This is a genomic window from Sphingomonas azotifigens NBRC 15497 (genome assembly GCF_002091475.1).
Lineage (GTDB): Bacteria > Pseudomonadota > Alphaproteobacteria > Sphingomonadales > Sphingomonadaceae > Sphingomonas > Sphingomonas azotifigens.
The window spans coordinates 142,742-156,853 of the sequence record NZ_BCTR01000014.1; the positions used below are offsets into that span (position 1 = coordinate 142,742).

Below are 14,112 nucleotides of genomic sequence, written 5' to 3' on the forward strand. Positions count from 1 at the left end.
GCCCTTCGCGGCCGCCCCGCTCTTTTTCCGCAGTGTCTGCCGCACATGCCCGTTTTCCGCTGAGTCCCCGTTCAAAACGGGTGCATTGCCCGACGCGCGCTAGCCGCGGCCGGCGGCAGCGTCCGCGAGCCATTCCTCCAGGTTCGTCCAGCCGTCGCCGTTGCGATCGGCATTGCCGTCGCGGTGATCATGGGGGTTCAGGCCATGCGCCAGCTCCCAGGCATCGGGGATGCCGTCATGGTCGCTGTCCCTGGGCGCGGGCGCGGACTTGAGCGCGGGCCAGCCGCCGACCTCGCGCTGGCTGTCGATCTGGCGGCCGCTCCGGTCGCGAACGCCTGCGACGATCCGGGCATCGACGCTGTCGCGCACCCGGGAAGCACCTGCACTGGCCAGCACGCGATCATAGGCTAGCGGCGCGGGATCGCGGGTGACCGGCGGCATCGGCACCGGGGCGTCGAGATGGTACCCCTCGGGCGAAATGCCGTCGACCAGGCTCCACGGATCGGCGGGGATAGTGCCGTTCATGCTGTTGCCGGCGAACCAGGCCTTGGCCAGCGTGTTCGATTCATGTAAGGCGATCGGCTTTTGCGATTGCGGCCCCATCACATAGGCATTGTCGACAAAGTTGTAGCGGGCGAGCGTCGCCTTGTCGGCATTGTAGCCCGACCAGCCCTTGCCCCAATTGTAGAAGACGTTGGAGCGGAAGTCGAAAAAGGCGCCTTCGGGATCCACATCCGGCCCGCTGTAATTGCCCGGTCGCGGCATCCGCGCCTCGTGATTGGCCCAGAGATTATGGTGGAAGCTGATCCGCGCGCCGCGTCCGCCGCGGATCAGGCTGCCATAGCCATGTTCCCCCTTGGCGTGCAGCGAGTGGGTGAGCGACTCCGCGACGATCGACCATTGCACGGTCAGATCCCAGAAGCCCTGCCCCGCCTCGCGGTAATTGGCCGAGGCGGACAGCGTCTCGTCCACCGACCAGCTGGCCGAGACATGGTCGAGGATGATGCGATGCCCGGCCAGGATCCAGATCGCATCGGACTCGGTGCGGCTCTCGTCACCCAGCCGCGAGCGGATGTAGCGGATCACCACATTGTCGGCGGCCACTTCGAGCGGCTGGTCGCGCAGCGTGATGCCGTCGCCCGGCGCCGACTGGCCGGCGATCGTCACCCGCCCCTCGCGGATGCGCAGCGGCTTGACCAGCCGGATCGTGCCGGAGACGCGGAACAGGATGGTGCGCGGGCCCGGCGTCTCCACGGCCTCGCGCAGGCTGCCGGGTCCGGCGTCGTTGAGTGTGGTGACGAACAGCACCTTCCCGCCGCGCCCGCCCAGCGAGAGCGCCCCTGCCCCTTCGGCACCCGGAAAGGCGAGGACCGGCCGCTGCTGGGCAACCGCCGGCGCGGCAGTTCCCAGCAGCAGCGCGAGCAAGGCGGCGCGGCGCATCAGAAGCTCAGCCGCACGCCGGTAGTGACGATGCGGCCGGTGCTGCCATAGATCTGCGACACCGGATTGGCGGCATACATCGTCCGGTATTGCGGCTGGTTGGTCAGGTTGCGGCCCTCCAGGGTGAAACGGGCGAACTTGGTCAGGTTGATCGCGAACGCCGCGTCGAGATTGAACTGGTTCTCGTTATAGCCGAAGTCCGCGAACACGGGCGAATTGCAGGCGGCACCGGCATTGGTGGTCGTCCCCACCGAGCAGGTGCCGGTCGCCAGCGGGAAGCGGTTGACGTAGCGCGTCCGATACGCGCCCGAGAAGCGCAGCGACCAGAGCTCGTTCTCGTAATAGAGCGTCGCGTTGAACGAATCCGGCGAGGTGTTGAGGAAGGGCGCGTTCGCATAGCTGTTCTGCGCGGTGCCGGTGCCGCCGGCCTGGGTGGTCGCGAGCACCGTGCCGGTGAGGTAGCTCAGGCTCGATTCGATGTGCGTGTAGTTGGCGGTGACGCCCATCTTGTCGAACGGCGCGGGCAGGAACCAGAAATCGGTCTGCACATTCACCTCGATGCCCTTGATCGATCCGCCCGGCGCGTCCTTGAACTGGCGCACCGCCCAGGTGCCGCCGCGCTGGGTATAGTCGCGCAGCAGCGGATCGGTGAGCGTGGCGAGGATCTGGTTGTAGATCGCCGGTTCGAACACGGTCGACAGCGGCGCTTCGCCGGCGAGTTGCTGCGGGAAGCTGTCGAGATTCTTCTTGAACAGCGCCACCGCGATCAGGCCGTTGTTCCGGAAGTATTTCTCGACGCTGAGATCGAGATTGGTCGCCCGGAACGGGTTGAGATAGGGGTTGCCCACGGTGAGCGAGGGCGCCGAGCCGTTGACCGCCAGCGTGCTCGAGAAGGCGGTGGTGCCCGGTGTCAGGCTGGCGAGCTGCGGGCGCGACATCACCTTCGCCGCGGCGAAGCGGATCAGCAGGCCGGGCTTCGCTTCCCAGTTGATGTTGGTCGAGGGCAGCCAGTCCCAATATTCGTTGCTGGCAACCACCGCGACCCCGGGAATGCCATCCGCACCGCCGACATTGCCGCGCCCGTTGACCTTGGTGTTGGCGATGCGCAGGCCGACATTGCCGCGCAAGGGGCCGCCGAGCAGCGTCAGGTCATAATCGACCTGGAAGAAGCCCGACACGTCGCGCTCGTTGACGCCGCCGCCCTGGCGACCGTCCGGAACGACGCGGAAATCGCCCCATTTGTTCACGCAGTTGCAGTCGATGCCGAAGGCGTTCACGAACTTGCCGAGTTCGGGCGCGAAGAAGCTGCTCGGCGTGCCGGCGGGCACGTTCAGCCCCTGGCCGAAGCCATAAACGCTGCCGAGATCGGTGATGTTCAGCTTGGCTTCGGCCAGCGTCGGGTTGAGCGCCTCGATCGACTGGGCGCGGCGCTGCTGGTCGGCGAAATATTTGAACTTCTTGTAGGTGCCGCCGAAGCGGAGCGTCATCTCCGGCAGGGCCTCGAACGCGAAGTTCAGCCGGCCGACGCGATATTCGTTGGTCACCTGGTTCTTGAACACGCGGATGGTGGAGAGCCCCTTCACCAGCGTCCAGGCGGCGGGATCGGCGACATTGAAGCCGGGGTTGAACACCGGCATCTTGCCGCCGCCGCGCTCGTCGAACACGAAGCCGTTCTGGTCGATCGCGTTGACCTCGGCGAGATAGCCGGTCGCGTCGAACACCGACTTGGACCAGCCGAGCGTGCCCTCCATGGTCAGGCGGTCGCCGAAATCCTGGCGCAGGTTGAGCGTCGCCTGCTTGAACTCGGTCGAACCGCTCTGCGTGTCGATCGAGCTGCGCCAGTCGACCCGGTCGAGCTGGAGATAATCGGCCTGCCCAGCGGCGTTCACATTGGCCGCGCGTACCACCGTGTTCGGGCGCCCGATCAGCTGGTTGTAGAAGCCGGTCTGGTTGGTGGTGGCGACATAGCCAGGCGAACGCGTGTTGTTGTAATAGTCGAACGCGCTGAGATTGTTGGGATTATAGCTGTTGAAATAGCCCGGCAGGACGCTGCTGCCGTTGAGCTGCTGGCCACAATCGACGATCGCGCTCTGCACGCAATTGGGATAGAGGGCGACGCGATCCGCATAGCCGTTGGTCGTGCCCGCCGCGCGCAGCGTGTTCTGGGTGACCCGGGTGTTGGTGCCGTTGCGGTTGAGGCCGATCGGGGTGATGCCGGCCAGCTCGCTGTCTTGGTCGTATTTCGAATAGACGCCGTCGAGGATGATCTCGGTGCGCTCGCTCGGCTGCCACTGGGCGGTGCCAGTCAGGCCCAGCCGCTCGTATTTCAGCTTCTGCCGGTTGATCGACGGCAGGCCGGGGATGATCGTGTTCGGCGCCAGCAGCGCATAGGCGGCCGGATCGGAGCCGAAGGTGGCGCCGGTGCCGCCCGGCCGGGCGAAGCCATAGACCGGCGGCGTCACGCCGTTGATCTGCGAATTGCGGTACAGATAGTCGAACACGCCGATGCTGCGGCGGTAGGAATCGATCTGCTGTTCCTGCTTCTGGTACGCGCCCGAGACGAGCACGCCGAAATTGTCGGTCAGCTTGACCGAGGCGAGCCCGGTGAAGCGCGGGTTCCAGGTCTTGCCGCTCTCGCGATACTCGCCCTCGCCGCCCAGCGCGAAGCGATTGCCCGAATAGGCGAGCGGCCGGCCGGTGGTGAGGTCGATGATCGCGCCGAGCGAGCCTTCGTCATCCTGCGCCGCGGTGGACTTGGTGATCTTCACCCCGCCGAACAGCTCGGAGGCGAAGGTATTGAAATCGAAGCCGCGGCTGCGGTTGGCGCCGGCATCGGACTGGTTGCCGCCGGCAACATTCTGCGCATCGGCGCCATTCAGCCGCACCGCCTGGAAATCGCCACCCAGACCCCGCACGGTGATTGACCGGCCCTCGCCATTGTCGCGGTCGATCGAAATGCCCGGCAGCCGCTGGATCGATTCGGCCAGATTGGCGTCGGGGAAATCGGCGATGTCCTCGGCAGTGATCGCGTCGACGATCTGGTTCGAGCGGCGCTTGAGGTTGAGCGCGTTCTGCAGCGAGGCGCGGAAACCGGTAACAATGATCTCCTCGCCGGTCTGCGGATCGATCGGCGACGGCTCTTCCTGGACGCTCGCGTCGCGCGTGGCATCGGCCCGCGCCACCGCATTGCCTTGCTGCGCCTGGGCATGGGCGGGGGCCGCCAGCCAGAGCGACATCCCGATCGCGCCCAGCGATGCACCGAACCGCACGCGGCACCGCGCCACCGCCGCCGAATTGTCGCAATTTGCCATCTGGCCCTCCCCTGTATCGTTGCTCGCGCTGCCGCAGCGGCTGTACCAAGGATCGGGAAAGTGCATGCGCGACCGCATCTCGAAGCGCAGAGGATGTCCGCGGCTCGATTCAGGCTTTCGGTCGCGACTTCCTCTCCCGCGCCTTTGGCGAATCTTGCGCTCGCCTTGGCACAAGCGCTGCGTCACGCTTGGTTGTCGCTATTTGTTGCACGCTTGGCCGCTATGTCAACCGGTGTCATCGACGCAAAACGAACAATCTGCGCGGATGCGGCACGCCCGCAACAGGCGGTCAGTCGTCGGCGCGCGGGGGAGCGACGGAGGCGCGGTGGATCAGCGTGGAGGGAAACAGCGATGGCTCCTCCACCGCCTGCTCGTCCCCGAAGAAGTCGGCAAGCAGCTTCAGTGCCGCCGATCGGCCCATCGAGATGATCGGCCAGTGCACCGTCGTCATCGGCGGCCAGATATGCGAGGCGATCGCGGTATCGTCGAAGCCGATGATCGAAAGATCTTCGGGCACGTTCATCCCCCGCCGGCGCGCCGCATGCAGCGTCGCCGCCGCCATTTCGTCGTTCGACGCGAAGATTGCCGTGGGGCGCGGCGACAGGTCGAGCAGCCGGTCGGCCGCGGCCAGCCCGCTTTCGAAGGTATATTGCCCGTCGGCCATCATGCTGCGTGGCAGCTTGATCCCGGCCTGCGCCAGCGCCTGCTCGAAACCGCGACGCCGCTCGCGCGCCGACAGGAAGCCATGCGGCCCCGCGATCAGCCCGATCCGGCGATGCCCGAGCGCGATCAGGTGGCTGACCGCCTCAATCACCACGTCGCAATCATTGGAGGCGACGAGATGTTCGGGCGCATCGAGCGCGCTCGATCCCATCCGAACATAGCGGGTGCCGAGATCGCGGCAGACTTCGGCCAGCATGTCGTTTTCGGACACCGGCGGCAGGATCAGCACGCCGTACAGGCGCTGCCGCTCCAGAAAGGCACGGACATCCGCGAGCATGGTCGAGGAGCCACGGTCAATCGGCCGCACGATCAGTTCGAACTCGGTGTCGCGGATCGCCTCGAGGATGCCCGCCTGTACGTTCATCACCATCTGGGCGTTCGGATTGTCGTGAATCAGCCCGAGCAGGAAATTGCGCCGCAGCGCCAATGCGCGGGCCTGCACGTTCGGCACATAGCCAAGGTCGGCGATCACTGCCTCCACCTTGGCGCGGGTATCGTCGTTTAGCAATGGAGAGCGGTTGATGACGCGGCTGACGGTCTTTTTGGAGACGCCGGCGAGCCGCGCGACGTCGTTGATGGTGGGCTTTCCCGTCTTCTCCATGGCGCGATGCTATACGGCGCGGCGAACGATTGCGATAGGCGCGCGCTCGGCGGGTAGCGGGCTGGGCAAGGCCATGTTTCAGCTCCCCGGCTGGAGATAGGGGACGCGGGCGAACAGCGCGCGTTCCCAGCCACGGGGATCGTGCACCAGCCGGCTGGTCGCGTCGAACAGCATCGTCGCGCGGGTGGGCAGCATATAGGGCGCCCATGCCGGCAGCCCCGGCGCCGCGGGCCTGCCGGTGCGGGCAAGCGCGGCAAAGCTGCCCATCACCTGGCGGCTCAGCCGCTGGACCGCCGGCCCCGTGCCCGTGAAGGATCCCGGCGCCCCCAGCGTGCCGAAGGCAAGCGCGATGTCCATGGTGTGCGGCGCGCCACGCTCGGGCCGTGTCGGCGAGGCGAAATCGACCTGATAGACCCAGGTCGCCCCGGCCCCGGCAGCGGCGCGCGCATCCGCCTCGATCACCTGCCCCCGCCAGCTGCGCGCGGCGGTGGTGGCGCGGTAGAAGATCGCCTGCGGCGTATCCGACGGGAAGTGCGCGCGATACTGGGCCACCACCCATTCGGGCAGGATGTCGATCTTGAGGTCCGGCGCCATCCGCGCGGCGAGATTGTCCCAGGTCAGCGTGGCGATGCGCTCGGAAGCGGGATCGATGAAGGCGCGGGTTTCGTCATGGGTGTTGCCGAGGATCATCGGGATCGCCAGCGATTGCGGATTGGCATCGGGCCAGAACGGGTGGCGCACCAGCCATGCCATGTCGAGCACCGGCCCGAAATAGACGCCGCCGCCCAGGATCGGATCGCGCGCATCCTGTGCTGCGACCAGTTTGTCGACCGGTGCGGTGACGGCGGCCGCCACCCCGCCCCCGACCCGCTCCAGGAACGCCTGCGCCCGGGCGGTGGCGTTGAGCGGCCCCGAAGCGGTGACTTGCTGGCCGCTCATCGTCGCGGCGCTGTGGAACAGGCCCTTGGCGGCGGGCATGCCCATCAGCGTGGCGATCTTGGCGCCGCCGCCCGACTGGCCGAACAGGAAGACGCGCGCCGGATCCCCGCCGAACGCCGCGATGTTGTCGCGCACCCAGCGCAGCGCGAGGACCAGGTCGAGCTGGCCCGCATTGCCGCTGTCGGGAAAGCGCGGGTCGAGCCGGGCAAGATACAGATAGCCGAAGGCGTTGAGCCGGTGGTTGACCGTCACCACCACCACATCCTCGGCCCGCGCCAGCGTCGCCCCGTCGTTCAGCGGATCGGTGACGCTGCCGTTCGAATAGGCGCCGCCATGGAAATAGACCATGACCGGCCGCCGCGCGGCGGGCTCGGTGCCGGGCGTCCAGATGTTGAGGAACAGGCAGTCCTCCGACTGCGGCTCGTCCTTGAGACCGCGCTGCGGGCAGATCGGCCCGAAGGCCTGTGCCGCCGCCGCCGCGCGCGGCACCGCCACCGGCGCGCGGAACCGCTCGGCGCGGCCGTAGCGAATGCCAAGAAAGCGGGCGACGCCCCCGTCCCGCCCCCCCGTGAAGCGCCCGGCGGGCGCCTCCACCACCGGATCGCCGGCCGCCCAGGCGCGCGGTGGCAGGGTGAGCGCAAGTCCGCCCGCCAGCACCGCGCGCCGGCGGATCACCGCCGCACGTCCAGCCCGCCCTCGGCGAAGGCGGCGAGGTCGGCGCGGGTGAACAGGCTCGCATCGCCGGGCAACGAGTGCTTCAGCGCGGTCAGCGCCAGGCCCGCCTCGGCCATGGCGCGGGCATCGCCGCCCTCGAGCAGGCCGTGCAGCACGCCCGCCGCGAAGGCATCGCCGCCGCCGATCCGATCGACGATGCCGCTGACGCGCAGTTCCTCGGTCTGGTGGCTGCCGTTGCGGGTATCGACGCGCGCCGCGATGCGGTGGCTGTCGACATCATCGACATGCCGCGCGGTCGAGGCGATCAGCTGGAGCTTGGGAAAGGCTGCGAACGCCGCCTCCGCCGCTTCGCGCCGCCGATCGGGGCCGTCGCCGGAAAACTGCTCGCCGAGCAGCAGCGAGATGTCGCGGTGGTTGCCGAACAGAATCTCGGCATGGCCGATCAGCTGGGTGAGCACGCCGCGCGGATCGCTGTCCCAGGCTTCCCACAGCTTGGCGCGGTAATTGCCGTCGAACGACACGGAAATGCCGCGCGCGCTTGCCGCTTCGGCCGCGGCAATGGCGGCCGAGGCCGTGTTCGGCCCCAGCGCCGGCGTGATGCCGGACAGGTGCAGCCGGGTGACGCCGTCCAGCAGCGCATCCCAGTCCCACGCCTCGGCCGGGCGATCGGCGAACACCGAATGGGCGCGATCATAGACGATCTCGGACGCGCGCAGCCCCGCCCCGGGCGTGAGGAAATACAGGCCCATCCGCCCGGCTTCGGCCACCACATGGCGGGTATCGACGCCGCGCCGGCGAAGCTCGCCCACCGCCGCCGCGCCCAGCGGATTGGCCGCCACCGCGCTGATCATCGCCACGTCATGGCCGAGGCACGCCAGCCCGGTCGCGACATTGGCCTCGGCGCCGGCAATCGCCACGTCGAGCTTCGGCGTCTGCAACAGCAGCTCGCGGCCCGGCGGCGACAGCCGCAGCATCATTTCCCCAAAGAAAGCGAACGTCATCGTGCCAGCCAGCCTCCGTCAACGGCGAGAACATGGCCCTGCACATAGTCCGAAGCGCGCGAGGCAAGGAAGACCGCGGCGCCGCCCAGATCCTCCGGATCGCCCCAGCGCCCCGCCGGGATGCGCTCGAGGATCTGGCGGTTGCGGGTCTCGTCGCCCTGCAAGGCCGCGGTGTTGTTGGTGGCGATATAGCCCGGCGCGATCGCGTTGACGTTCACGCCCTTGGCCGCCCATTCGTTCGCCAGCAGCTTGGTGAGGCCGCCGATGCCGGACTTGGACGCGGTGTAGCTCGGAACGCGGATGCCGCCCTGGAAGGTGAGCATCGAGGCGATGTTGATGATCCGCCCGCGCTCGCCGGTCTCGCCGTAGCGACGGACCATGAACCTGCCCGCGGTCTGGCAGAGGAAGAATACCGACTTCAGATTGGTATCGACCACCGCGTCCCAATCCTCCTCGGTAAAATCGAGGCTGTCGGCACGGCGGATGATTCCGGCATTGTTGACCAGGATGTCGATTTTCCCCAGCTTATCCACAGCCTCGTCCACAACCCTTTGCACAGGCTCGATCGTGGAGAAGTCGGCGGAAATTATCTCGGCGCGGCGGCCGAGATCGCGCACCTTGCGAACGGTTTCCTCGGCGGGCGTACGGCCGACGGCGGCGATGTCCGCGCCGGCCGCGGCAAGCGCGAGCGCGATGCCCTGGCCGATGCCGGTATTCGCACCGGTGATGACGGCCACCTGGCCGGTAAGGTCGAACGGATTGGTCATGATAGGTTCTCCAGCCCCCGCCCCTTGCGCTCCCCTCCCGCTTGCGGGAGGGGTCGGGGGAGGGCCCGAAAATGTAAGGCCGAACTTCACCCTCCCCTCCCACCAGCCCCTCCCGCAAGCGGGAGGGGAGCGCAGGAGGAAGCGGGAGGGCCTCAACGATGGCTCACGCCAGCTGGCAGATATCCAGCACCTGCATGTCGGTATAATCCTGGTTCTCGCCGGCCATCGCCCAGATGAAGGCATAGGACTTGGTGCCCGCGCCCATATGGATCGACCAGGGCGGGCTGATCACCGCGTCCTCATTGGCCATCACGATGTGGCGGGTCGCCTCACCTTCGCCCATGAAGTGCATCACCCGATCCTTTTCGAGATCGTCGAGCTCGAAATAGAAATAAATCTCGCTGCGGCGTTCATGGACGTGCGGCGGCATGGTGTTCCACACGCTGCCCGGCTTGAGCACGGTAAGGCCCATCACCAGCTGCGCGCTGTCGCACACGCCGGGGATGACGAGCTGGTAGATCGTCCGCTCGTTCGACTCCTCGAGGCTGCCGCGCTCCAGCGCATTGGCGTCGGCGATGCCGAGCTTCCGGGTGGTGAACGCCTTGTGCGCCGGGCACGAGGCCAGATAGTAGCGCGCGCCCGCGCCCGCAAAGGTCACGTCCCGAGCGCCCATCGTCACGTACAGGCAATCCTTGTTGCCCAGCGTGAAGACCTCGCCATCGACCGTCACCGTGCCGTCGACCGTGCCGACATTGACGATCGCCAGCTCGCGCCGTTCGAGGAACGGGTGACCGGCAGCCGATGCCGGCTCGGTCTGTGCGGGAAGTTCCACCGGCGCGGCGCCCACCTGCACCCCGCCGATCACGAAGCGATCGGCATGGGTGTAGTTGAGCACGCATTCGCCTTCGCGGAACAGGCCAGAGATCAGATAGCGATCGCGCAATTCCTCGTTCGACACGCACTCCATCATGTCCGGATGCGTGGCGTAATAGGTCCGGTCGAACATCAGTCTCTCTCCGTCTGGGGCGTCCCGAGCGGCTTATGCCACCGGTGTCTATACGCCCGTATCCAGCTTGTACGCCTTGCGCACAAGCCCGTTCGTCAGCTCGAAGGCGAGTTCCGCCGCTTCCCAGTCGAGCAGCCGCCCTTCGACGACCAGCCGGGCGAGGAAGCCGCAGTCGATCCGCCGCGCGACATCGTGGCGCGAGGGGATCGAGAGGAAGGCGCGGGTATCGTCGTTGAAGCCGACGGTGTTGTAGAAGCCCGCCGTCTCGGTCACCTGCTCGCGGAAACGGCGCATGCCCTCGGGGCTGTCGTGGAACCACCAGGCCGGGCCCAGCTTGAGGCACGGATAATGGCCGGCCAGCGGCGCCAGCTCGCGCGCATAGACCGTCTCGTCCAGCGTGAAGAGGATGATCGACAGCTCGGTCGAGGTGCCGAAGCGATCGAGCAGCGGCTTGAGGCCATGCACATAATCGGTCGCCATCGGGATGTCGGCGCCCTTGTCGCGGCCATGGCTGGCGAACAGGCCGCCATTATGGTTGCGAAAGCTGCCCGGATGGATCTGCATCACCATCCCGTCCTCGACGCTCATCGCCGCCATTTCGGTCAGCATCTGCGCGCGGAACAGCTCGGCATCGGCCGGGGTCCAGTCGCTGCCGAGGATCTTGCCGAACAGCGCCGCCGCCTCGGCCTTGCTGAGGTTCGCGGTGCGCGCGGTCGGATGGCCATGGTCGGTCGCGGTCGCCCCGGCGGCGCGGAAGTCGGCGCGGCGCTTGCGGTGCGCGGCGAGATAGCCTTCCCAGCTGTACACGTCCTCGCCGGTCTTCTCGGCGAAGATCTTGAGCGCGCCGTGGAACTGCTCGTGCTCGACGTCGATCACCGCATCGGGGCGATAGGTGGTGACGACACGGCCGCCCCAGCCCGATTCCCGGATCGCATGGTGCGGCGAGAGGTCGTCCTGCGGCCCCTCGGTGGTGGCGAGGAACTCGATGTTGAAGCGATCGAACAGCGCGCGCGGGCGGAAATCGTCGCTCGCCAGCTTGGCGTTGATCGTGTCGTAGTAGAAATCGGCGGTCTCGCCGTCGAGCGTGACGTCGAAGCCGAACACCTCGCCGAACACATGGCCCAGCCACATCGCCGAGGGCGTGCCGCGGAACAGGTAGAGATGCTCGGCAAAGGTACGCCACGCCGCGCGCGGATCGGTGGCGGGCATCCCCGCCTTGCTCGGCACGCACAGCGCATCGAGCGACACGCCCTGCGAATAGAGCATGCGGTAGATATAGTGATCCGGCGAGAGCAGCAGCTCGGTGGCGTTCGACCAATTGGCATTGGTCGAGAACCAGGTCGGATCGGTATGGCCGTGCGGGCTGATGATCGGCAGGCCCGCCACCTCCCGGTACAGGTCGCGCGCGATCGCGCGGGTGCGCTCTTCGGCCGGCAACAACCGGTCGGGATCGAGCTTCAGCGGCTTGGCCATGGGATACTCCGGGTACGTCAGAGGAAAATCAGGCGCTCATGTCGACTCGGGCGAGCCGCGGCGACAGGAAATGCACGCAGGCGAGCGCGACGAAATAGGCGCTGCCGGCGACCGCGAACAGCGGCCAGTAGCTGCCGATCCGCGCCAGCACTTCGCCGGCATAGAAAGACATCAGGATGCCGCCCACCGCGCCGACGGTGCCGCCGATGCCGATCACCGAGCCGACCGCGCCGCGCGGGAACATGTCGGCCGGCAGGGCATAGAGGTTCGCCGAGAAGGCCTGATGGGCCGCAGTCGCGATGCCGATCACGGCGACCGCCATCCACACGCTGGTCAGCGACTCCGCGAACAGCACCGGCAGCACCGCGAAGGCACAGACCAGCATCGTCAGCTTGCGCGCGACATTGGCGCTATAGCCAGCGCGCATCAGCCGCGAGGAAAGCCAGCCGCCGGCGACGCTGCCCATGTCCGACACCAGGTAGATCGCGGCGAGCGGCAGGCCGAACGTCTTGAGATCGAGGTGATAGCGCTCGAACAAATAGCCCGGCAGCCAGAACAGGAAGAACCACCAGACCGGATCGATGAAGAACTTGCCGAGCGCATAGGCCCAGGTCTCGCGCTTCATGAGCACCGCGCCATAGCCGAGCTTCTGGACCTTGTCGGCCGGGTCCTGCTCGATCCAGGCGAGTTCCCCCTCGGTGACCTTGGGGTGCTCGCGCGGGGTGCGGTAGAGCATCCACCAGGCGATCAACCAGACGAAGCTGACCACGCCGGTGATGACGAAGGCCGAGCGCCAGCCCCAGGCCAGCACCATGTACGGAATGACCAGCGGGGTGAGCACCGCGCCGATGTTCGCACCGGCATTGAACACGCCGATCGCGAAGGCGCGTTCCTTGGCCGGAAACCACTCGGTCACCGCCTTGATGCCGGCAGGGAAGTTGCCGGATTCGCCGATGCCCAGCGCGAAGCGGGCAATGGCGAACTGGGTGATGTTGTGGGCCGCGCCGTGGAAGATGTGCGCCACCTGCCAGACGATGAAGGCGATGGTGTAGCCGACCCGCGCGCCGACCTGGTCGACGATCTTGCCGAACAGGATATAGCCGACGGCATAGGCGAACTGGAACCAGATGATGACGCCGGCAAAGTCCTGCTCGGTCCAGTGCAGGTCGGCCATCAGCGTGGGTTTGAGCACGCCGATCATCTGGCGATCGATGTAATTGATGATGGTGGCGGCGAACAGCAGCCCGCAGATCACCCAGCGATACCGCCCCACCCGTTCCACGGCGCCGCTGACTACGGCTTCGCCCTTGCTCGCCATCACCTCTCCCATTCCAAACCGCCGATCGGGATCAGGCGATCCCGATCGTACACGCCACTCGCAGCCCGGCCCCGAACGCCGCTGCCACCATCGCGCCCGGCCGAACCGGGTGCACGCCGGTCACCGCGCCGGTAGAGATCCACTGCCCTTCCGCCAGCGGCAAGCCCTGCGCCGCGCGTTCGAACAGGAATCGCACGGCACCGATCGGACCATCGAGCATGCCACCCGCGGTGCCGGTTCCCACCACTGCGCCGTCGACCGTTAGCGACACCGGCCAGTTTAGGAAATCCTCTTCAGAAGATATACCGTATCCGATCAGCAGGCCATTGTTGTTACCAAAGTCGGAAATCGTCACCGCCGGGCCATGCGCGTTGATGCCGGCGAAGGGCGAACTGGCGATTTCGATGCCGACGCGCATCTCGGCGACATAGGGCAAGATGTCGGCGTTGCGCCAAGGACGGTCGAAGTCTGAGGGCAAGGCGCCAAGACGGACGAGATATTCCGCCTCCGCCGCGCCGAAGCCGTTGCGGAAGATCGACATTTCCGCGGGTCCGCCCGCCTGCGCCCAGACCACGCTGTCGGCAAAGATCGGCCCGGCGAGACGGTTGGCCCCATAGCGCGCGACAAGCGGATCCGGCACGCGGCCGACCTTCCAGCCGGCGATCGGGGCATCGTACAGGGCGATCGCCTTTGCCTGGATGGCATAGGCGTCCTCCAGCGTCTCGGGCATCGCGCCCGGATAGTCGGCGAATCCCTCGCGCGCCCGTCGCGCCGCTACAAAGGCCTTGGCGATCCGATCCGCCGTCGCTTGTTCCGTCAATGCTTCGTCCCTTCTCCTCCGGTCGTCCCAGCGGCGCC

Annotated in this window: 10 protein-coding genes; all 10 read right to left on the minus strand. The window is 67.1% G+C overall.

The window, feature by feature from the left end; genetic code table 11:
- Positions 1–99 precede the first annotated feature (99 nt).
- Positions 100–1,440, minus strand: coding sequence for a pectate lyase family protein (locus SAZ01S_RS06945; RefSeq protein ID WP_084581356.1), 1,341 nt, complete (start codon positions 1,438–1,440; stop codon positions 100–102).
- Positions 1,440–4,751, minus strand: a complete 3,312-nt coding sequence (locus SAZ01S_RS06950) for a TonB-dependent receptor domain-containing protein (RefSeq protein ID WP_084581589.1) — start codon at positions 4,749–4,751, stop codon at positions 1,440–1,442. Before SAZ01S_RS06950 ends, SAZ01S_RS06945 begins: the two co-directional genes overlap by 1 nt.
- Positions 4,752–5,040: 289 nt before the next feature.
- Complete coding sequence (locus SAZ01S_RS06955) at positions 5,041–6,075, minus strand: LacI family DNA-binding transcriptional regulator (protein WP_084581358.1); 1,035 nt, start codon at positions 6,073–6,075, stop codon at positions 5,041–5,043.
- 78 nt (positions 6,076–6,153) lie between these two features.
- On the minus strand, positions 6,154–7,689 hold the full coding sequence (locus SAZ01S_RS06960; RefSeq protein WP_084581360.1) for a carboxylesterase/lipase family protein: 1,536 nt from the start codon (positions 7,687–7,689) through the stop codon (positions 6,154–6,156).
- Positions 7,686–8,690, minus strand: coding sequence for a sugar kinase (locus SAZ01S_RS06965; protein ID WP_084581362.1), 1,005 nt, complete (start codon positions 8,688–8,690; stop codon positions 7,686–7,688). Before SAZ01S_RS06965 ends, SAZ01S_RS06960 begins: the two co-directional genes overlap by 4 nt.
- Complete coding sequence (kduD, locus tag SAZ01S_RS06970) at positions 8,687–9,457, minus strand: 2-dehydro-3-deoxy-D-gluconate 5-dehydrogenase KduD (RefSeq protein ID WP_084581364.1); 771 nt, start codon at positions 9,455–9,457, stop codon at positions 8,687–8,689. The genes SAZ01S_RS06965 and kduD overlap by 4 nt, the downstream gene beginning before the upstream one ends.
- 163 nt (positions 9,458–9,620) lie before the next feature.
- Complete coding sequence (kduI, locus tag SAZ01S_RS06975; RefSeq protein ID WP_084581366.1) at positions 9,621–10,463, minus strand: 5-dehydro-4-deoxy-D-glucuronate isomerase; 843 nt, start codon at positions 10,461–10,463, stop codon at positions 9,621–9,623.
- Positions 10,464–10,511: 48 nt separating this feature from the next.
- Entirely contained in the window at positions 10,512–11,936 is a 1,425-nt protein-coding gene (gene uxaC, locus SAZ01S_RS06980; protein WP_084581368.1) for a glucuronate isomerase, read from the minus strand.
- Positions 11,937–11,964: 28 nt separating this feature from the next.
- Positions 11,965–13,254, minus strand: a complete 1,290-nt coding sequence (locus SAZ01S_RS06985; RefSeq protein ID WP_084581370.1) for an MFS transporter — start codon at positions 13,252–13,254, stop codon at positions 11,965–11,967.
- 31 nt (positions 13,255–13,285) lie between these two features.
- The gene (locus tag SAZ01S_RS06990; RefSeq protein WP_084581372.1) at positions 13,286–14,074 is read right to left on the minus strand and encodes a 2-keto-4-pentenoate hydratase; all 789 of its coding nucleotides are present in this window, start codon (positions 14,072–14,074) and stop codon (positions 13,286–13,288) included.
- Between the last annotated feature and the right edge of the window lie 38 nt (positions 14,075–14,112).

Coding starts and splice junctions, on each gene's coding strand:
- SAZ01S_RS06945 (WP_084581356.1), bottom strand. CDS start 1,440: ATGCGCCGCGCCGCCTTGCTCGCGCTGCTGCTGGGAACTGCCGCGCCG.
- SAZ01S_RS06950 (WP_084581589.1), bottom strand. CDS start 4,751: ATGGCAAATTGCGACAATTCGGCGGCGGTGGCGCGGTGCCGCGTGCGG.
- SAZ01S_RS06955 (WP_084581358.1), bottom strand. CDS start 6,075: ATGGAGAAGACGGGAAAGCCCACCATCAACGACGTCGCGCGGCTCGCC.
- SAZ01S_RS06965 (WP_084581362.1), bottom strand. CDS start 8,690: ATGACGTTCGCTTTCTTTGGGGAAATGATGCTGCGGCTGTCGCCGCCG.
- kduD (WP_084581364.1), bottom strand. CDS start 9,457: ATGACCAATCCGTTCGACCTTACCGGCCAGGTGGCCGTCATCACCGGT.
- kduI (WP_084581366.1), bottom strand. CDS start 10,463: ATGTTCGACCGGACCTATTACGCCACGCATCCGGACATGATGGAGTGC.
- uxaC (WP_084581368.1), bottom strand. CDS start 11,936: ATGGCCAAGCCGCTGAAGCTCGATCCCGACCGGTTGTTGCCGGCCGAA.
- SAZ01S_RS06985 (WP_084581370.1), bottom strand. CDS start 13,254: ATGGCGAGCAAGGGCGAAGCCGTAGTCAGCGGCGCCGTGGAACGGGTG.